The 23718-nt window shown below is 71.4% G+C and carries 19 protein-coding genes, 1 tRNA gene and 5 pseudogenes; 11 read left to right on the forward strand and 14 right to left on the reverse strand.

What is annotated here, in order from left to right:
• Window positions 1-4 precede the first annotated feature (4 nt).
• The 5 genes and pseudogenes from CLT74_RS01855 to CLT74_RS01875 all read right to left on the reverse strand — a co-directional run.
• The gene (locus tag CLT74_RS01855) at window positions 5-2269 is read right to left on the reverse strand and encodes a transglutaminaseTgpA domain-containing protein (RefSeq protein WP_099844996.1); all 2265 of its coding nucleotides are present in this window, start codon (window positions 2267-2269) and stop codon (window positions 5-7) included.
• Window positions 2245-3390, reverse strand: coding sequence for a DUF58 domain-containing protein (locus tag CLT74_RS01860; RefSeq protein WP_099844997.1), 1146 nt, complete (start codon window positions 3388-3390; stop codon window positions 2245-2247). Before CLT74_RS01860 ends, CLT74_RS01855 begins: the two co-directional genes overlap by 25 nt.
• A gap of 13 nt (window positions 3391-3403) precedes the next feature.
• Complete coding sequence (locus tag CLT74_RS01865) at window positions 3404-4399, reverse strand: AAA family ATPase (RefSeq protein WP_099844998.1); 996 nt, start codon at window positions 4397-4399, stop codon at window positions 3404-3406.
• A 25-nt stretch (window positions 4400-4424) separates the two neighbouring features.
• Entirely contained in the window at window positions 4425-7034 is a 2610-nt protein-coding gene (locus tag CLT74_RS01870) for a fibronectin type III domain-containing protein (RefSeq protein WP_486582684.1), read from the reverse strand.
• A 201-nt stretch (window positions 7035-7235) separates the two neighbouring features.
• A pseudogene (locus CLT74_RS01875) lies at window positions 7236-7670 on the reverse strand (fibronectin type III domain-containing protein); the annotation flags it as partial.
• Between the two features lie 457 nt (window positions 7671-8127).
• Between CLT74_RS01875 and CLT74_RS30605 the strand changes: the two are divergent.
• Window positions 8128-8784, forward strand: coding sequence for a hypothetical protein (locus CLT74_RS30605; RefSeq protein ID WP_199172445.1), 657 nt, complete (start codon window positions 8128-8130; stop codon window positions 8782-8784).
• A 36-nt stretch (window positions 8785-8820) separates the two neighbouring features.
• The gene (locus tag CLT74_RS30610) at window positions 8821-9006 is read left to right on the forward strand and encodes a hypothetical protein (RefSeq protein ID WP_199172446.1); all 186 of its coding nucleotides are present in this window, start codon (window positions 8821-8823) and stop codon (window positions 9004-9006) included.
• Window positions 9007-9824: 818 nt separating this feature from the next.
• Here CLT74_RS30610 and CLT74_RS31015 read toward each other — a convergent pair.
• Window positions 9825-10007, reverse strand: a pseudogene (locus CLT74_RS31015) (hypothetical protein); the annotation flags it as partial.
• A 192-nt stretch (window positions 10008-10199) separates the two neighbouring features.
• On the opposite strand from CLT74_RS31015, the gene CLT74_RS01885 reads away from it, so the two are divergent.
• Window positions 10200-10283 (forward strand) — tRNA-Leu (locus CLT74_RS01885).
• A gap of 105 nt (window positions 10284-10388) precedes the next feature.
• On the opposite strand, the gene CLT74_RS31020 is transcribed toward CLT74_RS01885, so the two are convergent.
• Both CLT74_RS31020 and CLT74_RS01895 read right to left on the reverse strand, forming a co-directional pair.
• The gene (locus tag CLT74_RS31020) at window positions 10389-10916 is read right to left on the reverse strand and encodes a hypothetical protein (protein WP_486581905.1); all 528 of its coding nucleotides are present in this window, start codon (window positions 10914-10916) and stop codon (window positions 10389-10391) included.
• 7 nt (window positions 10917-10923) lie between these two features.
• Entirely contained in the window at window positions 10924-11220 is a 297-nt protein-coding gene (locus CLT74_RS01895; RefSeq protein WP_099844999.1) for a hypothetical protein, read from the reverse strand.
• Window positions 11221-11467: 247 nt separating this feature from the next.
• Between CLT74_RS01895 and CLT74_RS01900 the strand changes: the two genes are divergently transcribed.
• On the forward strand, window positions 11468-11833 hold the full coding sequence (locus CLT74_RS01900) for a hypothetical protein (RefSeq protein WP_099845000.1): 366 nt from the start codon (window positions 11468-11470) through the stop codon (window positions 11831-11833).
• 53 nt (window positions 11834-11886) lie between these two features.
• Window positions 11887-12111 (forward strand): annotated as a pseudogene (locus CLT74_RS01905) (aa3-type cytochrome oxidase subunit I); the annotation flags it as partial.
• Window positions 12112-12419: 308 nt separating this feature from the next.
• Here the strand turns inward: CLT74_RS01905 and CLT74_RS01910 are convergent.
• A complete protein-coding gene (locus CLT74_RS01910) occupies window positions 12420-13115 on the reverse strand; it encodes a hypothetical protein (protein ID WP_099845001.1) in 696 nt (231 codons plus the stop codon).
• A gap of 377 nt (window positions 13116-13492) precedes the next feature.
• On the opposite strand from CLT74_RS01910, the gene qcrC reads away from it, so the two are divergent.
• Both qcrC and qcrA read left to right on the forward strand, forming a co-directional pair.
• Window positions 13493-14323 (forward strand): cytochrome bc1 complex diheme cytochrome c subunit, encoded by an 831-nt coding sequence (gene qcrC / locus CLT74_RS01915; RefSeq protein ID WP_099845002.1) that lies wholly within the window; start codon window positions 13493-13495, stop codon window positions 14321-14323.
• The gene (qcrA, locus tag CLT74_RS01920) at window positions 14320-15408 is read left to right on the forward strand and encodes a cytochrome bc1 complex Rieske iron-sulfur subunit (protein WP_099845003.1); all 1089 of its coding nucleotides are present in this window, start codon (window positions 14320-14322) and stop codon (window positions 15406-15408) included. Before qcrC ends, qcrA begins: the two co-directional genes overlap by 4 nt.
• Window positions 15409-15439: 31 nt before the next feature.
• Here qcrA and CLT74_RS01925 read toward each other — a convergent pair whose 3' ends face one another.
• Window positions 15440-15940, reverse strand: a complete 501-nt coding sequence (locus CLT74_RS01925) for an SPW repeat domain-containing protein (RefSeq protein WP_143697011.1) — start codon at window positions 15938-15940, stop codon at window positions 15440-15442.
• 28 nt (window positions 15941-15968) lie between these two features.
• Window positions 15969-16412 carry a PRC-barrel domain-containing protein gene (locus CLT74_RS01930; RefSeq protein ID WP_099845005.1) on the reverse strand — a complete coding sequence of 148 codons (444 nt, stop codon included), beginning with the start codon at window positions 16410-16412 and terminating at the stop codon, window positions 15969-15971.
• A 562-nt stretch (window positions 16413-16974) separates the two neighbouring features.
• Here CLT74_RS01930 and CLT74_RS01935 point away from each other — a divergent pair.
• Window positions 16975-17385, forward strand: a complete 411-nt coding sequence (locus CLT74_RS01935; RefSeq protein ID WP_143697012.1) for a hypothetical protein — start codon at window positions 16975-16977, stop codon at window positions 17383-17385.
• A 398-nt stretch (window positions 17386-17783) separates the two neighbouring features.
• Here the strand turns inward: CLT74_RS01935 and CLT74_RS01940 are convergent, their stop codons facing one another.
• A complete protein-coding gene (locus CLT74_RS01940; protein WP_099845007.1) occupies window positions 17784-18563 on the reverse strand; it encodes a formate/nitrite transporter family protein in 780 nt (259 codons plus the stop codon).
• Between the two features lie 318 nt (window positions 18564-18881).
• Here CLT74_RS01940 and CLT74_RS01945 point away from each other — a divergent pair, with 318 nt between their 5' ends.
• Together CLT74_RS01945 and CLT74_RS01950 are read left to right on the forward strand one after the other, a co-directional pair.
• Window positions 18882-19112, forward strand: a complete 231-nt coding sequence (locus tag CLT74_RS01945; protein WP_099845008.1) for a hypothetical protein — start codon at window positions 18882-18884, stop codon at window positions 19110-19112.
• A 232-nt stretch (window positions 19113-19344) separates the two neighbouring features.
• The gene (locus CLT74_RS01950; RefSeq protein ID WP_099845009.1) at window positions 19345-20109 is read left to right on the forward strand and encodes a GNAT family N-acetyltransferase; all 765 of its coding nucleotides are present in this window, start codon (window positions 19345-19347) and stop codon (window positions 20107-20109) included.
• Window positions 20110-20299: 190 nt separating this feature from the next.
• Here CLT74_RS01950 and CLT74_RS31025 read toward each other — a convergent pair.
• Window positions 20300-20872 (reverse strand): annotated as a pseudogene (locus CLT74_RS31025) (low temperature requirement protein A); the annotation flags it as partial.
• A gap of 28 nt (window positions 20873-20900) precedes the next feature.
• Between CLT74_RS31025 and CLT74_RS01960 the strand changes: the two are divergent.
• Window positions 20901-22461: pseudogene (locus tag CLT74_RS01960) on the forward strand (metallophosphoesterase).
• A gap of 21 nt (window positions 22462-22482) precedes the next feature.
• Here the strand turns inward: CLT74_RS01960 and CLT74_RS01965 are convergent.
• The gene (locus CLT74_RS01965; protein WP_099845010.1) at window positions 22483-23679 is read right to left on the reverse strand and encodes a DUF2254 domain-containing protein; all 1197 of its coding nucleotides are present in this window, start codon (window positions 23677-23679) and stop codon (window positions 22483-22485) included.
• Between the last annotated feature and the right edge of the window lie 39 nt (window positions 23680-23718).

Raw genomic sequence — 23718 nt, forward strand, 5'->3', positions numbered from 1 at the left:
AGCCTCAGCGGCGCCAGCGCAGCGGGCCCGGGTGCACCGACCAGAGCAGTCGCCGCCAGCGGGGACGCGCCGCTCGTACCGCCTCGGTGTAGACGGTGGCCGCCGCGGCGGCGGCACCGGCCTGCTCCTCGTCGGCCGTGCCGGGAGCGAAGCTGACCTGATTGACCAGCCGGGCCAGCTCCTCGGCGGCCCCGTACGCCACTGCCGGTGGCCGGACGTCGGCCAGGGCCTGTCGGGCCTGAGCGGCGACCTCGGTGGCGGACAGGTCGGCGGCGACCGGCCGGCCGGCCAGCCGCAGCGCGTCGGTCAGCTCCCGCCAGGCGCCGGCGATGCGGTGCCCGGGGTCGCCCCGGTGCAACCGGGCTCGGGTCTGCGCCCGGCGCAGCCCGGCGACGGTGATCAGCAGCGCCACGACGACGAGCAGCAGACCACCGCCGGTGCCACCGACAAGCACCGGCGTCGATAGACCGCCGCTGTCCGTGGGGCCACCGGGGGCGGCAGGCGCCGGTGGCGAGGCGGTCGGCTCCAGGGTGGGTTCCGGCTGCTCCGACGGTGGCGGGTCCTCCGGCTGGGGGCGGAAGTCCTCCTCCACCGGCCGGGGTTCCTCGTCCGGCCGGGGCAGCGGGTCGAACGCCACCCAGCCGAGACCGTCGAAGAGCACCTCCGGCCAGGCGTACGCGTCGGCCGCCCGCACCGGACCGGACCCGGGCGCGGCGAACCCCACCACCACCCGGGTCGGCAGCCCGGCGAGCCGGCCCAGCACCGCGAACGACGCCGCGAACTGCTCGGACGTGCCACGCTGCCCGCCACCGTTGCGCGGCCCGAACAGGAAGAACGCCAGATTCGGGTAGGCGTGGCCGCTCGGTGCGTCGGCGACCAGCCGGTAGTGCTCGGCCAGCCACTGCTCGATCGCCGCCGCCCGCGCGTACGGTGCGCCGTTCTCCTCGGCCAACTGGGTGGCGAGCCGTCGCAACTGCTCGGGTGCCCCGTCGGGGACGTGCAGCACCCGGGCCACCGCGTCGCCGGCCGGGGTGTTCGCGGTGGCCAGCAGGTTGGCATCGGGGCGTTCCCGGGCCGAGGTCACCGTGTAGCGCAGGCCGGGGGCGAGACCGTCGGGACGGATCAGCGTGCCGGTGCCCGGATCGTAGGCGACCCGGGCACCACTCACCTCGCGCGGGGTGGCTACCGCAGGCAGCAGCCGTCCACTGAGGTCACCCACGGTGATCTCCTGCCGCACGGTGTCGACCGTGGCGTACGGGGCCGGCTCCGTGGGGGGCAGGATGCGGCCGGCGTTGCGGTAGGTCGCCCCCACCCGCCAGGTGACCCCGTCGTAGTCGCTGAGCACGGCCAGCCGGATCCGCACCCCGGCACTGCCCGTCGCCGCACCCTCCGTCGGGTCGGTCGGGCCGGGTCCGTCGGTCGCCACCTGGAACAGTTCCTGCTCCGGGTTCAACGCCCAACCGGAGATCCTGATCAGCGGGTTCTCGTCAAGCGTCTCCACCTGCGGCGGCTCCACGTAGCGCCGTGGATCCACCGGACGGCTGTCCACCAGGGCGGCCACCGCCGGGCCGAGCAGCGCCGCCAGCGCCACCACCACCGCCGTACCGGCGGCCGAGGCCACCGCCAGCCGGACCCGTACCCCGGACCGCGCCGTCGGGGCGAGGCCGTCGACCGGAACCTCGTCGGGCGTCCGGGACGACACCGCCAACCCGAGCGCCGCCGCCACCACCAACGCCACAGTCGCGCCGATCGCCGGCTCCGCGTTCGGTCCGACAACGTACACCGCGCCGACATGCAGCAGCACCGGCGGCAGGTAGCCCAGCAGCACCCGCCCGGCCCGCAGCGCCACCTCCGCGCCGGCCAGCCCGGCCAGCCAGGCGGCCACCACCGGCAGCAGGATCGTGTCCGGCGTCGCCTCCACCGGGATCATCGCGGTCAGCAGCCGGGGAATCGCGTTGCGGGCGGCGTCGCCGGCCACCTCGACGAACCCGCCCGGCAGCTGCGCGTCGGCGGCGGCCAGCCGCAGGCAGACCGCCGTCCACCCGAGCATGGCCAGCACCGACACCGGCGCGACCAGCCAGGACGGCAACCGCCGGGTCACCACGCTGACCAGCACCGACCCGACAGCCGCGCCGGCCACCAGCATGGTCAGCAGCGACCCCGCGTACACCCGGCCGAGCACCACACCGGCCAGCGTGACCAGCACGACGAGCGTCACCGGCACCGCCGCCGCCCGCAGCAGCCTCACCACCGGCGTACCCCGTCCCATTCGGCGGCGAAGGCCGCACCGTCGGCCGCGTCGACGACGACCAGGCCGGCCGCGCCCGGCGGCGTCGGCTCCGCCGCCCCGAAGATCCCGACCACCACCGACGGGTACGCGCCGCGCAGCGCGCCGACGTGCCCCAGGTCCTCGGCCGCCCCCGGTCCGGTGAGGACGACAAGGGTGTCGCCGAGCCGGTCGCGCCGCAGCCGCGCCGCCGCAGCCTCCAGCGTGCCCTCGCCGGTGAGCGTCACCGCCGCCAACCGGTCCAGCGGTCCACTCGGACCGGTACCGATCGACCCCACGGACGTGTCGTCGGCGGCGACGAAGAGCAGCACCACCGGCAGGTCCTCACGGACCGCCGCGGTGACCACCGACGCCGCCGCCTCGCAGGCCGACTCGAACGACTCCGGGTCAGGATGCGCGACCGACCGGTTGTCCAGCAGCACCACGATCCGGGGCAGGCTGGTGTCCACGTTCTCCCGCACCATCAGCTCACCCACCCGGGCGCTGGTGCGCCAGTGCACGCGACGCAACTCGTCACCGACCACGTACTCCCGCAGCGAGTCGAACGTGATCGAACCGTGCGGCACCGCGTCGACCCGCCCGTCGAGGCTGCGCCCCGCGCCGGTGGGCACCGCCCGCAGCGGATGAACGCGCGGGTACACCCACACCGGCACGACCTCGCCGTAGGCCCGGGCCAGCACCACCAGGCCGAGCGGATCACGGCGGGTCACCCGCAGCGGCCCGACCGGCACCACCCCGCGCCGGCTCGTCGGCACCGCGTAGCTGACAGTGGTGTCCGCGCCGGCCCGCAGCCGCAGCACCGGCACCGGCACCACCCGGTCACCGCAGCGGTCGGTCGCCAGCATGCTCGCCGCCCGCACCCGGCCCGCGTTGCGGACGGTCAACGTCATGGCCGCCGGCTCGCCCCGGGCCACCCGGTCCGGGTCGGCCTGCCGGGACACCAGCAGCCGGGGACGCCGGGCCGCGGCGACCAGGGCCACCGCCAGGGCGGTGCCGGCCGCCGCGCCGAGCAACGTCAGTTCCGGGTACCCGAACCGGAAACCCGCCGCCAGCAGCAGCACGGCCGCGACGAGCAGACCGATGCCCCGGGCGGTGATCCCCACGCCGGACCGCCGGTCAGTGGTGCGCCGGGGCCGGCTGGCCCGACGGCAGCGGCACCGGCACCGAGGCGACCGCCTGCCGCAGCACGTCCGCGGCAGTCACCCCGCGCACCTGGGCGTCCGGCGTGAGCAGCAACCGGTGCGCGAAGACCGGCTCGGTGAGAACCTTCAGATCCTCCGGCATGATCCAGCCCCGGCCGTCAATCAACGCGTACGCGCACGCCGCCCGGGTCAACGCGATCACCCCACGAGGACTGACCCCGACGCGGACCTGCGGATGGGTACGCGTGGCCGCTGCCAGCCGCACCGCGTACGCGTACAGCGGCTCGGCGATGTGCACCCGCCGGGCCATCCGGACCATCTCGCCGACGGTGGCGGTGTCGGTCACCGCCGCGAGCGCCTCGGGGGAGCGGACCGTCGCCCCGCGCAGCACCTCCACCTCCACCGACTCGTCCGGATACCCCACCGACAGCTTCACCAGGAACCGGTCCAGCTGCGCCTCGGGCAGCCGGTACGTGCCGTCCATCTCCACCGGATTCTGGGTGGCCACCACCAGGAACGGCTGCGGCACCGGATGACGCACCCCGTCCACGGTGACCGTGCGCTCCTCCATCACCTCCAGCAGCGCCGACTGCGTCTTCGGTGACGCCCGGTTGATCTCGTCGGCGATGACGATGTTGGCGAAGACCGGGCCGGGGTGGAATTCGAAGCCCCGGGTGGCCTGGTTGAAGATGGTCACCCCGGACACGTCGGAGGGCAGCAGGTCCGGCGTGAACTGGATCCGCCGCCACTGCCCCTTCACCGTCGCCGCGATCGCCCGAGCCAGCGTCGTCTTACCCACCCCCGGCACGTCCTCCAGCAGCACGTGCCCCTGGGCGAACAACGCGGTCAACGCCAGCCGCACCACCTGCGGTTTGCCGAGCACCACCGTGTTGACGTTCTCGGCCAGCCGCGCGGCCAGGGCGGCGAAGCCCTGCACCTCCTGCTGGGTGAGCGGTTCCTGGCTGTTCACGGTGGTGCTCCTCGGCTGGGGTGGATCAGCAGGTGGGCAGGACGTTGATGTCGTCGCCGCCCTCCAGGTTGAGCCAGGCCCAGGGGATGTAGTTACGTCCGCTGTATTCGACCTGCACCCACCAGGTGCTCTGCTTGTTGTCGTTGTAGATCCAGGAGTCGATGTCCGTGCCCCGCACCTTGCAATACGCCTTCAACCGGGTGCCGGGCTTCGCCCAGCCGACCTGGCGGTCGTTGTCCTGCCGGGGCACCGAGAAGATCTCGTTGCCGTTGCGGCCGTCGCGGTCCCGGTCGCAGTAGGTGCGCTGGTCGCCGTCGGGACCGTTCTCGCAGGTGGCGATGCCGAACAGGGCGTCGGTCTGCTGAGCCCTGGTGGCGGTGCCGCTGCCGGCGGCGTTCGTCGCCGTCACCGTGAACGTGTAACTGGTGCCCGGCGCCAACCCGCTCATCGTGATGCTCGAACACGGGCCACTCTTCGCCGGCTGACCCGACCGGGACAGCGTACAACTGGCCTGACCGCCACCGGCGTCCACGGTGAACGTCACGGTCGCCGCCGTCGCGGTCGCCGACGACCCGGTCACAGTCACCCGGGGTGCGGCCACCGTACGCGCCGTCGTCGTCGCCTCCGCACCCTCGCCGGCCTCGTTCACCGCCCGGACCCGCACCGTCACGTTCTGCCCGTCGCCGAGCCCGCCCACCGTCGCCCGGGTGTCGGTGACCTCGCTGCGCTTGTCACCCACCTGCACCACGTACCCGGTCACCGGCCGGCCGTTGGCCACCGCCGGCGACCACTGCACCGCCACCGTCCCCGGCTGGTCGGCCACCGTGCTCGCCCGCAACTCCAGCGGCTCACCGGGAACCGTGAACGGCACCACCGTGTTGCTCACCGGCGACGCCTCCGACGCCGCGCCCTTGTCGTTGACCGAGACCACGGTGAACGCGTACTGCGTGCCGTACTCCAGCTCACCGGCCTTCACCACCAACTCGGTGCCGGTCGCCTCACCCACCGGGGCGTTCGTCCCGGCCGACGTCGCCGACACCGCGTACCTGGCGATCGTGTTGCCCTGACCGTTCGCCTCCGGCCACGTCACCACCACCGTGCCGTCCGCCCGCGCCTCGGCGGTCACCTCGGTAGGCGCGTCCGGCACGTCAGCGGTAGGCGTCACCGGGTTGCTGGTCCGGGTCGGACCGGCACCCTTCGCGTTCACCGCGTGCACCGAGAACCGGTACGTCTCACCGTTCGTCAGCTCGGTGACCTCCACCGACCGCTGGTTCGCGCCGACCTCCAGGCGCTGCCCGGCACCCTCCACCACGTACCTGACGATCTCGGCACCGTTGGCCGCCGCCGGCCGCCAACTCACCCGGGCCTGCGCGTCACCAGCCGCCGCCGTCACGTTGCGCGGCGCGCCCGGCTTGCTCACCTGAGGCTTCTTCGGCGGCGGAGGCGGCGGCGGAGGCTCCGGCGGCGGATCACCACCGAGCACGTCGTTCGCGTACTTGTCGACCTCCCGCACCTGGTGCGAATCGTCGACCACCCGCGCGGTCGCCGCGTCCGGCGCGTTGATGAACAGGTAGTTCTCCCGCACCTCCAGCTCCAGCGGGCCACCCCACCGGCCCCGGATCGTGTCGGTCAGCTGGCCCGTCGCGTCGAACGCGTACACCGCGCCCACCGCCTCGTCCGCGCAGTAGAACCGGCCCGCCCAGGCCACCGCCGGACCGAGCCGGTCACCGTCGCCCGGCACCGTGAACGAGCGCACCTCGCCGCCGTCACCGATCGCGTGCACCTGCCGCTGCCCGGGCACCGTCACCGGCACCACCGGCCCGCTGGTACGCACCGGCAGGATGCCCGGCCCGGTCAACGTCGACGCCAACGCCGTGCGTCGGGTCGTACCGCCCACGACTGTCACCAACGCCCCGGCCGTGCGGTCCAGCACCGCCACCCCGTCGTCCAACGTGGAGACCACCAACTCGTGGCTCGCCTCCGCCACGTCGTACGACTCCACCCGAGGCGAACCCACAGCCGTCTCCGCCGCCTCCGACGGCAGCACCACCGGGGTGATCGCCGAGACGGTGCCCTCCGCCGGCACCGCGACCCACAGCCGGCCCTCGCCGTCGAACGCGCCACCGGTGATCCCCGGCGGATAGCGCACCGGCTCGCCCACCGGGGCCAGCGACCGCGGGTCCAACTGCCGCACCACACCCTGTACCGCGTCCACCACGAACGCCGCGTCCTCGTGCAACGCCACACTCACCCCGAGCCCGGGAGTGGTGGGCGTGGTCGCGGTGATCTGCAACGTCGCCAGATCCAGCGCGCTGATCTGACCCGTGTTCAGATCCCGCAGCACCAGCAGCCGATCGGTCTGCGTCACCTGCATCGGATGCTGCCGCGCCGCCGGTACCTCCATGCGCGTGTCAACCCGCGCGGTGACCCCGTTGACCCGCGCCAACTCACTGCGCGCCGCGCTCCACAACCACGAACTCGCGTCGTAGTTGGCCACCGCGTTGTCCGCCGAACCCAGGCCGAGCACGGTCAGTCCCATCGCCGCCAGCAGCGCCAGCACCGTACCCACGGTGACGAGACCACCGCGTACCCGGGACCGGGATCGTAGGGTTCGGGTCGCAACGGCCTCGTCGATGCTCGCCACAGCCGGCAGCCTCCCGTGTCGTCTCGGCAGGTGGCGCCCCCGTCGCGGCGACCCCTCCCCTGAGCCGGGAGCCATCATATGGTCACGCTGCGGACCCCGGGAACCCGCACCGTCCGCCTGTGGACACCCAGCGTGGCGTGTCGTCGGCGTGTCCCGCCACGACCGTCCGACCGGGACCTGTCACACCGCCGATCAGTCGGTCGTGTCGACCTGCCGCGACGTGCACACCTGGTCGGAGGTGGCGAACTGGTCGGTGTCGTAGACGGCCAGCACCGCGAAGCAGTAGTTCACCCGGGTGCTCAACCCGTTGACGGTGTAGCTGGTCCGACCCGGGTCCACCGTGGCCATCATGCCCAGCGACTGCCCGTTCCGCCCACCGGCCACCATGAACGGCACCAGCCCGTCCGACGGGTCCGTCCAGGTCAACGTGATCGTCGTGGTGTCATCGCGCATCGTCAGGTTCCCCGGCGGCGGGCCGACCGAACCCGGCGACGACGTCGGCGCCGACGAAGGCTCCGACGGAGATGCCGACTGCCGGTCCAGGACCAGCAGCCCCACCCCGATCACCGCGGCCAGGGCCACCAGCACCGCCACCACCGCCACCACGATCGCCACCCGGTTCCGACCCGGCGCCGGCTCCGCGGTCGGCATCGCCAGCGGCCCCTGGTACGACGCGGCGATCCCCGGAAACTGAGTACCGGACTGATTCCAGGCCGGCGGCGCGGCAGGCCCCGGATAGGGCGGCGGCGCGCCGTGGCCGGCGGGCTGCGGATAGGTCGGAGAGCCGTGCGGCTGGCCACCATGTCCCGGCAACCGGGGATCACCCTGCTGCCCGCCGCCCCCCGGCCCGTAGGCTCCGGCCCCGCTCACCGGCCCGTACGGGTTGGGTCCGCCGCCCTGGCCGTGCGAGGCACCGCTGACCGGCCCGTACGGCGCAGGATGGGCCGCTCCGCCGGTCGGCGGGTAGCCGACGGGTGCTCCGCTGGTCGGTGGATAGTCGGTCGGCCCACTGGCGGGTGCTCCGCTGGTCGGTGGCGCAAACCCGGATGATCCGCTGGTCGGCTGTGGGTGGCCGGCCACTGCGGTGGTCGCTGCCTGGCCCGCTGGTCCGCTGGTCGGGCCGGGCTGGGGCAGTGGTGCGGTCGACTCGTGCGGGCCGGCCGTCGGGCTGACCGGCGAGGTGCTGTGCGGCGGCACGGAGGAACCCGGCGGTGCGCTGACCGGCGGCACCCAGCCCGGCGGTCCGCTGACGGGTGGAGCGCTGACGGGTGGAGCGCTGACCGGCGGTGCGCTGATCGGCGGCGCCCAGCCGGGCGGTCCGCTGACCGGTGGTCCGCTGACCGGTGGTGCGCTGACGGGTGGTGCGCTTACCGGTTGGGCCCGACTCCAGGGTGCCTCGGCGGGCTGCCCCAGCGCCGGTGGCGCGCTGACCGACCAGGCCGAGGCGGGTGGGGCGCTCACCGGCGGCCCGTCGGCCGGCGGTCCGCTGACCGCCGATGACCAGGCCGGTGACGCGCTCACCGGCGAGGGCACGCCATCTGCCGGTTCCGGCGGTTGGGGCGTCCCGCCGGCCCGGGCCGCTTCCTCCTCCAGCAGCGGCCCGATCTGCTGGACCCGGATCGTGGGCCGGGCCCACTCGGGATGCCCGATGGAGGCAGCCTCGCTGCCCGCCGACGTCGCCCCGTCGGCGGTCGGCAAGGCCCCCAGCACGCCTGTCCGTTCGTCGTCCTCGACCCGCTGACGGGGAGCCGCTCCGGTCGACGGCGGGCCCGGTGTCGTGAGCGACGCTGCGGTGGGCGACGGAGCCGTGTACGACGGAACTGACGACGACGGAGCCGGCACCTCGCCGGTCGACCTGGACACGGCGGCACCCGAAACCGGCGGCACCACCGGCGCGGGTGGCACCGCAGCCGAGCGGGCCTGGTCGACAGGAGGCACGACCGGGCGGGCCGACCAGTCATGAGTAGCCGTCCGCGTCTGTGGCACCACCGGCGGCGGAGGCACCGTGGGCGGCGGCGGAACCCGTGGTGCGGCGGGCGGCACCATGGCCGATGGCGGCGGTAGCCGAGGCCCAGGCGGCGGTGCGGGTGCGGAGGAGACCTGACGCGGGATCTGCGGCACCACGGAAGAAGGTGGTACGACCGGCGGTGGCGGGATCTGCGGCGGCACCGCCGGCGGCACGGTGGGCGGCGGCGCGACCTGTGGTGGGGCGGGGGGTCCCGGCTCGACCGAGGTCGACGGCACCAGCGGAACGACCGGTGGCGACGGTACGACGGACCCGTGTGGTGAGCCGAGTTGGGGAGGGGCCGGCGCCGCTGCGGGGTCGCCGGCAACGCGATGATCGACGGCCGGCGCGGCTGCCGACGAAGAGGTGGAACGTGCCGGTGCTGCCGTCGACGCGTCGTGCGGCTTCCACAGGGTGGAGAGCGCAGCGAGGGACACCGTAGGCTCGTCAAGCGCTCCGTGGCCAGTCTGGCTGGCCGGACCAGAATGAGGGGCGGCCAGGACCACGGGCTGGGGAGCGGGAGCGGCGTCGCCGAGGTACTCCCGTGCCGCGCGTACCGCCGGATGGTCGGCGCCGAGCACGGCAGGGCCGGCGGCGGCCACACGGGTGTAGTTCCGGCGCGCCTCGTGGCGATTGCCCAACTCGTCCGCGACGGACCCCAGCTCGAAGGCCAACGCCAGCATCAGCGGATCGGCATGTGGCCAACGACGCTCCCCGGCGGCGAACGCCTCCTCCAACACCCGCCGGGCCGCGCTCGGATCGTCCGCCTCCCGATGCAGCCTGGCCAGCAGGTGAGCGGTGCTGAGCACGTCCGGATGATCCTTGCTGAACGGCGGCCGAGTGGACTCGACCGCATCGATCAGCAGGTCACGGGCAGCGGCGAGGTTACCGGCACCACGCAGCGCGAGGGCCCGTTGTTGAGCGACGGCCAGGGGGGAGGCATGGGGCACGAGGCCCATGCTGCCGGGTACGGGCACCTCGACGCTACCCGGCGACGGCCTGCCGCGGCCCCCTCACAACGACAGCCGGACGAGCCCGATGCCGATGTGCATGATCCATCTGCGGCGTGTACAGTAACTCCCCGTGCAGCCCACCGGGCGGCCTACCGGTGATGAAGTCACCGAGGCTGACACGGTAGGCTGAGCAAGTAGGTCCGGGTGGCGGAATGGCAGACGCGCTAGCTTGAGGTGCTAGTGCCCGTATAGGGCGTGGGGGTTCAAGTCCCCCCTCGGACACAGATTTTCCGCATCGGTGCGCATCTTGAGTGCGCATGCGCTGATACTACAGCCTGTTGGTACGGGCAGTTTGGCGTCGGGTCGCCAGTGGGGTGGACAGGGCCGTTAGCCGCCTGCTGTGACGTGCTCGCATACAGTGCGCGGCCGATAGCTCCCGGGGATGCCGGTGCCGATGGTGTCCCAGAAGGCCGGGGAGCCGTCGATGTGCCCGCCCAGGGTGTGCCAGGTGAAGCCGGGATTCTCCTCGCGTAGCGCTGCCATACCTGCGGCGGCAAGGCCACGCCGCTGGTAAGCGGGCTGGGTGTAGGGCTGCTCCACCCAGCCGATCCGGCATCGGCGGCAGAGCTGGTAGTCGACGGCGAAGGCGAATTCGTCGCGCTCGAGGCCGTCGTCGGTGCGGCCGCGTAGGTTCGCCGCTCGCATCCGCCAGCCGGGTCGCTCCGCCGAGATGGTGTCCTGCCACGGCGTAGCCAGCCGGGGCACAACCGGCCAACCGCGTCGCTGCGGCCACCGGTTGCCTGTCAGCCGGAGCAGAAACGCGCGCCACGGTTCGCTGCCGGAGACCCGCCCGACCTGCCCGGTGCTGGCGATCAGTCTCCGGATCGCCTCGTCGTGTTCGTGGCCGGGGCTCATTGCCGTGTCAGTCCTCGTCGCCGGCTTCGGCTTGGGCCTGGATCGCCTGTTCGACCAGCGCGTTGGCCAGATCACGCAGCCCGGCGACGACGTTCCATTCTGGCCGGATCGCCGGGTTCAGGCCACGGGCCTTTGCCTGCTCCCAGATCTTGTCGATGTAGTCGTACAGCGCCTGCCGGGCCCGCAGCTGCTCGGCTCGCCCGGCCTTGGTGAGAGCGGTCAGGCCGGCGGCGTCGTGCTCGGCGAAGGCGTCGGTGAGCTCGATCGCCATGCCCTGGTGGTCCAGCGTCTCGTCGGTGCCCATGCCGGTAACCCTATGGCACCGATCGATCACCTTGCCGTCCCTGATGTAAGTACGTCAGCTCGCTCAATCAGCTGCGGAGGCCGACGCCGAGCCTGCCGACCGGGCAGGGCTGCCCGCGCGATTCGCCTGCTCGCCAGGTGCCGTAGGTGTATGTGCAGCAGATCAGTACGCACTGGCTGCGGCACACCACGTTGACTTGGCGGTGCTCAGTCACAACGACACCCCCGAGTGGAAAGCCTCTACGCGCTTGGGCGCCGACTCCGACCGGCTGCTCTGCTGCTATCTCGACGGGGACGGCCAGCAGTGGCTCGATCCGGACCGGCGCATCCCGCTGCCCCAGGGTGGCTCCAGGCACGGCGGCCGGTTCAGCAACGACGACGTACGGGTGATCCTCCAGGAAACGATCCCCGTGCGGGCAAACCTGCTCAACGGATACGAACCTGCCATGAGCCTGCCGGCGAGCTGGGGCGACAACGGCTGGCTCAAGGAGCTACGACCTCTGTGGTTTCCGATCGGGCAGAGCGGTCCGATGCCAGCTGCCTGGGGTCGTCGAATGGCCCGCCTCGACCAGGAACTCGGCCTTGAGGTGCTCTCGACGGAGGACACGGGGTAGGTCGCCTTCGGTCAATCATCCGAGGGAGTGTGTCGAATTTCGACACACTCCCGCCGCCCTCCGAGGGCGCGCACGGCGCACGCGAGGCGGAGGCGTACCAGCCCGCGCCGCAGTCCGGTGCCCGGCCGGTCGACGTGCCGGAGCCGGAGCAGGTACGCAGGCCGAGCTTCGACGAAACCGACGAGCCGGAGGAGACGCACCTCGGCGCGCAGCGCCAGCCGCAGGAGCGCGACGACTGGCGCCACCCGCGCGGACACGGGGACACACCGGAGTACTGACTGGCCGCAGGCGTCGGCCGGCGGGCGGTGCCGGCATCAGCGGCGTTGACGTGCAACCGGCATAGGGGCGGAAAACCACAGGTCGCTCAGGACCGATGAGGACTGCCCATCGCGCCTGCATCAGTCACCGCGGCACGCCCTCGACGCCCGGCGCGGCGCGGCACAGGTGGCGGAATCGGCTGTCCGCCAGCATCCGCCACGCTGGTCGGGTTCCGACGATGCACCGGCGGCACCTGGTGTTCCCCGGCGCCGGGGGTGCCCGTGAGCCGTCGTACCGGCCGAGCGTGTACCTGTGCCGGTCCGGACCTTCAGTGCGCCGCGCCGCCCTCGCCGCCATGCCCGTTGTCTACCTGGCCTTGGTAGCCACCTTCGCGTTCGATGATCTGCGTGGCGGGAGCGGCCGGGCTCAGCGGCACGGCGACTGGCGCTGGAGCCGTGATCGTGTAGCCGTTGCCGAAGTCGAAGGTGACGAAGGCGTTCTGCCCAGGGCGCAGCGACTCGTTCAGCCCGACGAGCTGCAGCACCTGTTCAGCCTCCGTGTTGAGTTGGACGTGGCCGAGCGGCGGGATCTGCACCTGAGCAGGGCGCGCGGACGGGGCCGGCAACGCGCTGCCCTGAGGCGATGGGATGGCCGAGGGAATCGCGGTCGGCGCCACGGCGATTCCGGCGGCCGGGTCGGCGTCGGTGATGACCACGTCGCGGGCATCCTGGCTGGTGACGGTCACCGTGACGGGGCTCTCCGAGTCGTTGTAGACGACCACGTTCAGCACCGCGTTGTCGCCGGCCTCGTAGCCGTCCAGGCCAGGGAAGGCGACCAGCAGGCCGCGGATGGCGTACTCGCCGTTGGCGGTCTCGGCGTTGACGCCTTGGACCGACGGCACCTTGTTGGCGGTCTCGGCGATCTGGCCCGCGCCACATCCGGACAGCAGCAGTCCGGTCACCGCCGCCACACCGGCGGCTGGCAGGGCCGAGGCCCGCCGGAAGTCTCTGATCGAGCGCGTCACGTCGCTCCTCCTCGTTCCAGTCGCCCCCGTGCTCACTCCGGAAACAGTTGCGATACCCGCCCACGACACCTTCGAAGGCTAGTGGTGTCTGATCCGCCCGGACGCCGAACCGGGGATGCCACCTACCCGGGGCTTGCAGACCCTGCCCCGTTGCGGCGAGCACCCTTCATCCCCGGCCCGGTCGGAGTGGATCTCTCTCCGGGAGGACAACCTCCTGCCGGGCCCCGGCCAGCGGCGAGTAGTGGGCTTGAGGGCACTGCGGGGATCGGTCCGCCGGACACGGGTCCATGTTGGTTCCTCAGCGCATACGCCCAGAGATGCCTAAACTCGAACAACCAGGAACTTCACCCGGATTCGCACTGTGAGGCAGAAACGGTATGGGGAAAACCTCTCGCTCGGGTCTTCGCCGGACCTGGAGCCGCCCGTGGCCACCGGGACCGGCCCGCCGGCGGTTTATGGCAGGCGTCCGGCTGGTGGTGGCGCTGCTGCTGGCCGGCGGTGTGTACGCGTCCTTCGCGCCTGCAGCCCGGGCACAGGAGGAGCCGGGGATGAGCGCTGCCGCCGCCGAGGGTGAGGCGTTGTTCGAGGTCGGCTGTATCACCTGTCACGGACGCAGCGCCGGTGGTGTGGAGGGGCGAGGTCCGAGTCTGATCAACGTGGGCGGGGCGTCGGTGGAGTTCCAGGTGGGCACCGGTCGGATGCCGCTGGCCCGGCAGGACGCGCAGGCGCAGCGTAAACCGCCGCAGTACTCCGACGAGGAGGTCCGCCAACTGGCGGCGTACATCGACTCGTTGGGCGTGGGGCCGGTGGTGCCCGACGACGTGGACGGCCTGGTCGAGGACGTGGACCTGGCCCGTGGCGGGGAACTGTTCCGGATCAACTGCTCGCAGTGCCACGCGTTCGGTGGTGGTGGTGGGGCGCTGTCGTCGGGTAAGTACGCGCCGAGCCTGTACCCGGCCAGCGACCGGATCATCTACGCGGCGATGCTCAGCGGCCCGCAGAACATGCCGGTGTTCAGTGACAACACGCTGACCCCGCAGGAGAAGGCGGACGTCATCGCCTACATCCAGCGGGTGATTCAGTCGGATACCGACCCGGGCGGGTTCAACCTGGGCCGCTACGGCCCCTCCACCGAGGGCCTGGCGGTGTTCCTGGTCGGCATCGTGGTGCTGGTCTTCGCCAGCCTGTGGATCGCGGGCAAGTCATGAGCGAGCACGCCGCCCGGCAGGGCCGGGAACCGGTCGACGTCAAAGACCCCTCCTTGTCGCGCTTCGACATCGTCCGTGAAGGTGCTCGCCGTGACGATATCGAGATCGTCCACTACGAACCGCAGGTGGTGCCCGGCTCGAAGGCTGAGCGACGGTTGACGCGTCTCGTCGCGGCGCTGTTCGCCGTCGCGGGGTTGTCCTCGCTGGCGTTCCTTGCCGTGTTCATCTGGTGGCCGTGGCGCTATCGGCTGGTCGCCGACGTCGAGGAGTACTACACCCCACTGCTCGGTGTAACCATGGGAGTAGCGCTGCTGGCCATCGGGTTCGGCGTCCTGGTGTGGGGCAAGAAACTGCTGCCCAAGGAGGTGTCGATCCAGGACCGGCATGAGGGCGCTGTCTCCCCCGACGCGCAGCGGGTCACTGGGCAGACCATCCAGTACATGGCCGACGAACTCGGCGTCAAACGGCGGCCGTTGCTCGGCGTGTCCCTGCTCGCCGGGCTCGTCCCGGTCGGTGTGGTCGCCGCCGCACCCCTGATCGGCGGCCTCATCCGCAACCCACACACCGACCGGGAGCTCTACCGGACCGGCTTCGCCCCCGCCGACGAGCAGGGCGCGATCACCCGCATCCGTCTCGTGCGGGAAGACGGGCGCGCCGTGCGACCGGCGGATCTGCTGCCCGGCGGTCAGGTCACCGTCTTCCCCGGGATCCTGCACGGCGTCAGCAATGAGTACGCCGACTCGGTCACCCTGCTCATCCATCTTCGAGCCGAAGACGCGCTCAAGGCTCGGGAGAACAACGAGGAGGCCGGCAAGACCGACTGGATGTGGGGCAACTACATCGCCTACTCCAAGATCTGCACCCACGCCGGCTGTCCGGCCAGCCTCTACGAGCAGCAGACCAACCGGCTGTTGTGCCCCTGCCACCAGTCACAATTCCTGATCACCGAGAACGCCAAACCCATTTTCGGTCCCGCCAGCCGGCCTCTGCCCCAACTACCGATCGAGGTCGACGACGAGGGCTACTTCGTTGCCTCCGCCGACTATAAAGACCCCATCGGCCCCGACTTCTGGGAACGCCCCTGACGAAATCGGATGCCCGCCTTGGCCGTGCAGGTCAGTGCCCTGCTGGTGCCGACGCGGACGGCCTGTGCCTGCCCGCCCGCAGGGTTCGTATCGCGCTGGCAACGGAGGCGAGCACCACCAACAGTCCCGTGACGACGTCGGTGTACACGGCTGGCGGGGACACGGGGCGCTCAAGGTGATCAAGGATGACGGGAGACGCGAGTAGCCACAAGCCAGCGATGGCCGCGATCACGCTGAGAGCGGGCCGACGTCGGGGTCTGAAGTAGCGGACAAGTGACGTACCGGCGATAACGCCTCCCGTTATCGTCTGGTTCCAGGCGGCACCCGGCTTGACTGAGACGTACCCAAGCACATGGGGGGCGAACACCAGCCAGGTACCGGCGAGCACAGCGCAGCCGCTGAGGACGGCGCTGAGGGTCAACGGTCCGACGAGAGGTCGTCGGCTCTCGGGGCTCGGCGGCGGGGCGATCGCGCCCACCGGCGGCTCGAGTTGACGCGCCTCGTCCGGCTCCGTGCGTCGGTGACCGTCCATCGGCTGCTCCTGCCGTACCGCGGTAGCCCTACCGGTCGGGGTCCTCACCGGGTTCGGCAACCGGTTCGGGTGTCGGGGGATATGCGGGTCCGAGACCGCCGGGCAGCGGGAACGGCGGGTTGCCCCCCTCACCGAACCGGTCGGAACCGTGGTCCGATTCGACGGTGTCGACCGAGGTGTGCTCATCGTGCTCCACGAGGTTCACCCATATCCGATTCCGGTCAGCGCGACTGATGGCCTCGACCGGGACGAACATGGCGCTCGAGCCGAATCCCCACAATCCATCGTGCTTGACCCGCAACAACCGCACCGTGTGGTCGCGCGGGTCGACCACCAGATCGTCAACCCTGCCGAGTTCGTTGCCGTCGTTGTCGACAACCAGTCGGCCGCGCAGATCCTGATCCACGGCCACGACCGTGTCGTCGGTGTCGCCGAGCCGGCCCAGCAGCCGGTGCCTGTCCCTCGAAACCACGCCGCTCCTCCTTCGCTGCACCTGTCAGGTACCCGCTGCACTGCAACCTGAACGAGCAGCCCGCCGTGTGTCGACGGGTTGCCGGGATCAGGGTTGGGTGTACCCGGCGACGTCGATCCGGGGCTGGAGGCCGTCGGGTTGCGTCGGTAGGACGACGACGGCGTGCCGGACTCCCGCTCACGGAGCTGGTGACCCCTGAGCCACCTCCGCTCGCTGTCAGCGGCACGAAGGACGCGCGCAGCCCCGTTCGGCGGTCCAGGTGACTCTGGTCGGGTGCGGGGAACCCGATGGCTTCGCTGGTCGACGGGTCGCGGTTGTCTCACACCGCACCCTCACGGAAAGGGACGGAAGCTGACATGGCAACAGAGGAACGGTCGCCGATGGCCGAGACGGGACGTTATCCGGGCGCGGCGCCGCCGGCTGCCGTCGAGATCGACGCACATCCGATGCGCCATGGCGTGGGAGACCGGATAACCGGCGGCCCGGTCTGGGGTGGTTCGTCGTCGCGCTCGCCAGTTGGATCACGCTCGAGGTGCTGCTGGTCGCCCTGACCTTGACCGGGGTGAGCGCCGGACCCGATCCCGCCCCTGATCAGAGCGCCTGGTGGTGGTCCCTGCTGGCCGCCGTTGTCGCCTTGTTCGTCGGGGGACTCACGGCCGGTGCCGCATCACGTTGGCGAGGCCCGCGCGACGGGTTGCTGCTGGGGGTGACGGTGTGGGCACTGACGATGGTGGCGTTGCTGGTGTTGTCCGCGGTGGGCGCCGGTATCGGCTTCGGCGCGTTCGGTCAACTGTTCGGCACCGGACGGGTCGCGGCCGGACAGGAACTGCCGGCCTCCATCACCGAGACGGCGCAGGACGCCGCACTGGTCGCGCTGCTCGTTCTGGGCCTGACAGTTGTGGCGGCTGCCGCCGGGGGCGCCATCGGCGCCAAGATATGGCCCAGGAACGCCGATCGGGCGTCTCGACACTGACCTTGATCGATCCAATAGCGGTACCTGGATGGTTGATCGCCCGGGAACAAGCCGGGCGATCAACCACTGCCGATACTGGCACGGTACGGCTGGAATGAACCGCCCACGGCGCGCGACTGGCCCCGGCCGGGTCGGCTGGCAGGTCGCCGCGCGGGCGAGCTGGCGGACATCGTTGAGCAGCTGCCAGGATCGGCCTCGCTGAGTTCGTTGTCGGCCTGTTGGTCACGGTTCAAGCCGCGTTCCGGCCAGCGCTCAACGTCCGATCAGCTGGGCCAGTCGCCACGGCGGTAACCCCCTCGATGTCCGACTGCTGGTACTCCACGTCTGCCTCCCCTTGTCGTCGGCTCCCGGCGGTTGACTCGCTCGGGGTCGAACAGAAGGCGGTCAGGATCGGTGGCTCAGGAGTTGCTCTTGACCTGAACGGCGTGGGTCAGGGTCATCAGCAGTAGGCCGCCGAGGAGGTTTCCGGCGCCGGAGAGGACGATGTTGAGTCCGAGGTCGTTGTAGGAGACAGGGGCGCCGAGCCAGATGCCGAACAGCAGGTGCAGTCCGGAGACCACGACATGATCGAACGGGCCTAGGGCGAGGAAGAATCCCACCACGTAGGCCAGGAGCATCCGACTGCCCACCGATCCGACGGCGTGCAGCAGGTAGGACAGCAGGGTCAACAGGGTGCCGGCGGCGATGCCCCGGGTGAAGGTCGCCAGCCCGTCCTTGGCGGCGATCTCCTCGGCGACGAGGGCCAGGGTGTGGTGGGCGCGGCCCGGCAGCGTGCCGGGGACGGTGAACACGGCGGCCATCACCGCACCGCCGACGAAGTTCAGGACGAGCACCAGCAGCCACAGCCGGGCCAGCGGCCACAGAGCGGCGGGCCGTCGACGGGCTACCGCGGCGGCGACCGGGTCGAAGAAGTTCTCGGTGAACAACTCGGTGCGTCCGACCACCACGAAGACCAGGCCGATGCCGAAGGCCAGCGCGCCGACCAGTTGCCCCACACCGGAAGCGAAGTCGGGTGCGGCCAGTTCCCGGGCCACGCCCAGCGCCACGATGCCGAACACGATGGTGACCCCGGCGATGAACCCGGTGGACGCCTGCTCCAGCGCACTCATCGACAGCCGGCGCTCGCCCTCGGCGCGGGCGCTGTCGTAGATCTCCTCAGGAGACGGGGCGCGTGGCATTTCAGTCGGGTACCCCTACCGGCGTGGTCGAATCCGCCCCCGCCGACATGACCGGCACGATGAGGACGCGAGGACCGAAGGAGAGGGTCGATGAACGACTTCCGGCCGGGTGACGTGGGCGACGGACGGAGCCCTCGCGTGACATCGCGAGGTGGGCTTGGCGGTGTAACCCTCCCGGTCTACCTCTACCGCCAGACATGCCGTCGACGAGGCCGGTTTGGTCGGCTTAGGCCAGTCCGGCGCTGGCTGTCGCTGATCTCCCGGTGTTCGGCCGCACCCGGCGGGTAGACGCTGCCGAGGGCTGGCCGAGACGACAGGATGAGTCAGCAGAACCTGACTCAGATAAAGACTGGTGAGGTGGCCGAGCGTGCCCGCAAGGCGGGCGTGGAGAACATCGACCAGATGAACAAGGACGAAATGATCCAGGAGATGGGCCGGGGCCGGCCGCAGTCGAAGAGGCCCGCCCATGGTGGTGGTCGTGGCGACGCGCCGCAGCCGAAGGGCACCGACCCTGAGCAGTGGAAGAACGCTCCCGGTCATCAGAGCTGACCGCCCGGCCATTGACAGCCAGTCCTCCCCGGCACGTGGTGGCTGCCATCAGCGGTCACCACGTGCCACGACCGAGCGTGGGTGACCCGGCAGAGCTAGAGCTCGCTACTCAGGCTGCCGAGCGACGCGATGAAACGTCTGCTGGGGCCATCCGTCAAGGGGCTAGGTCCCCTCCGGGCAGGAGTTCCTGCCCCTGACACCTGGGGCTGATGTCATGCGCATTCCACGAGGAATGATCGATGACCTCCGTTGGAGCATCGTCGCGCCGCCGACCCCCGACCCCGCGGCCGCAGATCAGGCCGCAGGCCGGCTCGCGCTGCGGACAGCGAGGCTTGAAGACCTCCCGGCGATGTCCCGCGCCCACGTCGAGTTGCTTCCGATGGGACTGTTTCCGTCGCTAGGTGCCCGCTTCGTGCGCCGCTGGCATCGCACCATCCTGAAGTCGCCGTACGGCGTGGGGATGGTCGTCGTTGACACCGCTGCCGCCCAGGACGAGGTCATCGGGTTTGTACTGGGCACCGCTGACCATGCCGCCTACACCAGGGAGCTTGCGAAAGACCGGCCCACGATGGCGTCGCTCGCCCTCGCCGGGCTCGTCGCGCTGGTGGTGCGGCCTCGGGTCGCCCTGCGTGTCCTGGGAACGCGGGTCCAGCCATGGGCCCGTCGGGCGCTGCGCAGCTGGGCGGCCGTCCGGGTCCCGGAACGAGCCGGGCCGGTGGCGACGGCACCCGTGGCGGTCATGACTGCGCTGGCAGTGCGGCCGGCCTGGCGCAAGAGCGGCATCGGGGTGCTGCTGGTCGCCCGTTTCGTCGAGCTGGCGCGCCACGCCGGCGCGACGTGCGCTGAGGCCCAGACGTCCACCGGTCCCTTGGGCGCGACCGGATTCTACGAGCGGTTGGGTTGGCAAGCCGGGCACGAGCGGTCCACACCGGACGGTGACAGTGCGCGCACCTACCGCCTGGCCCTTGCTGACACGGGCCGCACCTCGGGGCCCTGACCTTACCGACCGAGCAGGTCCACCACGTGGTGCGCCACCGGTGCCGCCTCGATGTCGGCCACGGGGACGGGGCCGTCGGGGCCGCTGGGCAGCGGGCGTTCCACGAGCACCCTGTTCGGTGGTGGCGGTGGGACGCCGGGGGGCTGCCCGGCCCGCCCTGAAGTTCGGCGCCTGTTGCGGTCGTGGCGCTGAACACGAAGACCAAGGCGGACAGCGTGACCGCCCGGACGGTCAGGTAGGAGACCGCGAACACGACCGGCCCGGGCAGGTCGTCCGGCTGATCGATGAACGCCTGGGGGATAGCGATCGCCAAGACGATCGCCGCCGCCGCGATGCCGAACCCGACCAGCGGAAGCACTCCGTGATCGGCGTGGACGAGGTTGCCGAGCGCCGCAAATCCCGTCCAGCACCACCACAGCAAGGCCAACACCACAGCACCGAACAGCACCGACGTGGCGGTCGGGTTCCGGGATACCAGACCGGTCACGTTGAGGAATGCGAAGACGAAGACCAGATCATAAAATAGCTCCAGCCGTGCCCGGCTGCCCGGCGCTACCGGCATGAGCCACCGCGATCGAGGCACAGGCGGAGGGACACTCACCGACCGGTTTCCGCCAAGAACGTCGTCTTCTGGCGGGTTCTGGCGGGCACCTCTCCGGGCGCTGGCGTGTGCACTCGTGGTCAGAGCCTCTGAGCGGCGCTGCTCGGCGCTGGTCGCTGCCCGGGACCGGCGGGTAGCCTGCCCGGCGTAGACGGGTTGCATTCCTGCAGGTAGCCGGCCCTCCCGGGGCCTGACCCGATCGGATCGACACGTGACGTCACCCCTCGGCTGGATCGCCCGCCTCCCGGCGCGCCGGCCTCAAGGCTGGCTAGGTGGCCGAGGGTGGCTTTGGCGTCGGGCCGCACGTCGCGTCATCAGGGCCGCCCTGGTGCTGGCGGTCGCGCTGACCGGCGCGTACGCGGGCGTGCTCGTCGGCGCGCGCGGCAACGCCGACGTCGGTCCCTTCCGGGTCGAGTTCCGGCTCGTGCCGGCGGCCGACGGCGGCACGCAGGTCGCCGTACCGCCGCTGGGGTCGCTATTCCGGGACAGTCACGCCGGACCGACCCGCCTCACCGTCCGCCTCGAGGGCCTCGACGAGCGGCGTACGCAGGCGTTGATCGCGCATCCGCAGGATCTCGCGGCGACTGGCCGGTCGGCACCGCAGGACGTACGCGACGCGGTCGAGCGGTTGGGGTTTCGGACGCTGGCCGCCGCCACCCTCGGCGCGATGCTGCTGTCCGTGCTCGTCTTCCGGGACCCCCGCCGGGTGGCCTGGTCCGGTGCGCTGGCGCTGGCCGTGACCGCCGGCACTCTTCTGCGCCGCGGCGTCCACCGTCCGCCCGCAGGCGCTTGATGAACCCCGGTACGAAGGGTTGCTGGTCAACGCTCCCGCGCTCGTCGGTGACGTGCGGCGCATCGCTGACGACTACGACCGTTACGCCGGCCAGTTGCAGCGTCTCGTCGGCAATGTCGGCCGGCTCTACACGACTGTGTCGACGCTGCCGATCTACGAGGCCCAGCCGGACACGACCCGGGTGCTTCACGTGTCGGACCTGCACCTGAATCCGGCTGCTTGGCCCATCATCCAGACCGTCGTGCGGCAGTTCGACATCGACCTGGTCGTCGACACGGGTGACCTGACCGACTGGGCAGCGAGCCGGAGGATTCGTACGTGTCCATGATCGGCGAGCTGGATGTGCCGTATGTCTACATCCGCGGCAACCATGACTCGCCGGCCACGGCGGCGGCGGTGGCCGGTCAACCGAATACGGTCGTGCTGGACAACCGGATCGTCACGGTCGTCGGCGTGACGGTCGCGGGCATCGGGGACCCCCGGTTCACGCCGGACAAGCAGCGCCCCGACGTCGAGGGGGGAGGAGACGGTCGTCGCGGACCCGGGCGGTCAGTTGGCGGCGAGCATCCGCGCGGCCGGCCCGGTGGTGGACATCGCTCTCGTGCACGATCCGGCGTTCGCGTCTGCGTTGGGCGGTCAGGTGCCCCTCGTCCTGTCCGGGCACACCCATCAGCGGCGGGTCGACAAGCTGCCGACGGCGGCTGGTGCGCCCGTCACCCAGCTCATGGTGCAGGGCTCGACCGGTGGTGCCGGCCTGCGTGGGCTGGAGGGGCCCGAGCCGACCCCGCTGACGATGTCCGTGCTGTATCTGAACGACCAACAGCGTCTGGAGGCGTACGACGACGTCCGCGTCGGTGGCGCCGGCATGGCGCAGGTGAGCCTTGACAGGCATGTGATGCCCTTGACGGATTTGGTGCCGGCCGCCGTTGGCGGCGAGGATCCTCCGGTAGACCGGTGACGGACGAATGGTCGCGGCGTGTCAGCGGTCCGGCAGGCGTCGTCGGATCGCGGGCCGGTGAGTCGGTAGCGCGGCGGTGTCCAGGTCGGCGACGATGGCGTCCAGCAGTCGGGTGATTCGCGGCTGGGAACCGGCGGTGGCGCGCACGTCGTCGACGATCATTGCCAGGTAGGCGTCGTAGGGCAGCCGGTCCACCCGGGCTCGGACGATGCCGTCTTCGTCGCGGACGACCTGCGGGGCTGCGGGCCGTGTCGCGAGATGACGAAGTAGGTCGTGCGCCTCCTGGAGAGCGCGGACGGCGGTGGTGACGTCGTTGAGGGCGGGGGAGAGCGCCCGCTGGGCGATGTCGGTCAGCTGTCGGAAGCCGAAGCCGACGTCCTGGCCCGGCGTGCGTTCCACACCGGTTGTGACGTAGCGGGCGGCGTGGCCGGCGGGCACGGGGCGGGGCGTGTCGCCGGGTACCCGGTGCATGTGCAGCAGCGGCGCGCCGGCGACCACGAAGTCGCCCGGCGTCGGCACGACCACGGCGGCGCAGTTGTGTTCGCGGGCCAGCCGGGCGAGTGGCCCGAGGTCGATCTCGGTGACCATCCCCGGATCCGGAGCCGGCACGATCTGCACGACCTCGCCGAGGACGACGGGCTGCGTCCCATCGCCCTCCGCCGGCACGTTCCGGTCGATGGTCCGGCGGGTCTGCGCACCGATGGAGGAGATGATGTGGGACACCCGCATGACCGTGGTGATGTGGTGCAGGTAGTAGATGAACATTCCGGTGCTGGCCAGAACGAGCGACACCGCCACAGCCAGCGAGAGCTCTGGCAGCCGGTCACCGCCGCGGGCCGGCAGCGCGGCGAGCACCACCATCGCGAACAGGAACGTCGCCACGAATGTGCCGAGCGCCGACTGGATGACCCGGTCCTGGAGGAACGTGCGCAGTACCCGTGGGGAGTACTGGCTGCTGGCCAGTTGCAGCGCCACGACCGTGATGGAGAAGACCAGCGCCGTGAACGAGATCATCGCCGTGATGATCGACGACAGCAGCGACCGGGCACCGGCGGGGCCGCCGGGCAGGACGCCCTCGATCGGGAGATCCAGCCGCAGCTCCACCACCGACAGGCCGGTGGCCGCCACCACCGCGCCGACCGCGTAAACCGACGGAATCAACCAGAAGCTCTCCCGCACCTCCGCGAGCCGGTTGGACAACGGGCGCCCTCGGCTCATGACGCCGCCTCCCGGTGTCCTCGCGCTGATGTGAGGGAC

This window comes from Verrucosispora sp. CNZ293, from assembly GCF_002754655.1.

What these genes read in the sequence shown, in the direction of transcription:
- CLT74_RS01945 (WP_099845008.1), top strand. Translation starts at nt 18,882, where the DNA reads ATGAGTCAGCAGAACCTGACTCAGATAAAGACTGGTGAGGTGGCCGAG.
- CLT74_RS01940 (WP_099845007.1), bottom strand. Translation starts at nt 18,563, where the DNA reads ATGCCACGCGCCCCGTCTCCTGAGGAGATCTACGACAGCGCCCGCGCC.
- CLT74_RS31020 (WP_486581905.1), bottom strand. Translation starts at nt 10,916, where the DNA reads ATGAGCCCCGGCCACGAACACGACGAGGCGATCCGGAGACTGATCGCC.
- CLT74_RS01895 (WP_099844999.1), bottom strand. Translation starts at nt 11,220, where the DNA reads ATGGGCACCGACGAGACGCTGGACCACCAGGGCATGGCGATCGAGCTC.
- CLT74_RS01855 (WP_099844996.1), bottom strand. Translation starts at nt 2,269, where the DNA reads ATGGGACGGGGTACGCCGGTGGTGAGGCTGCTGCGGGCGGCGGCGGTG.
- CLT74_RS01925 (WP_143697011.1), bottom strand. Translation starts at nt 15,940, where the DNA reads ATGGACGGTCACCGACGCACGGAGCCGGACGAGGCGCGTCAACTCGAG.
- qcrA (WP_099845003.1), top strand. Translation starts at nt 14,320, where the DNA reads ATGAGCGAGCACGCCGCCCGGCAGGGCCGGGAACCGGTCGACGTCAAA.
- qcrC (WP_099845002.1), top strand. Translation starts at nt 13,493, where the DNA reads ATGGGGAAAACCTCTCGCTCGGGTCTTCGCCGGACCTGGAGCCGCCCG.
- CLT74_RS01950 (WP_099845009.1), top strand. Translation starts at nt 19,345, where the DNA reads ATGATCGATGACCTCCGTTGGAGCATCGTCGCGCCGCCGACCCCCGAC.
- CLT74_RS01965 (WP_099845010.1), bottom strand. Translation starts at nt 23,679, where the DNA reads ATGAGCCGAGGGCGCCCGTTGTCCAACCGGCTCGCGGAGGTGCGGGAG.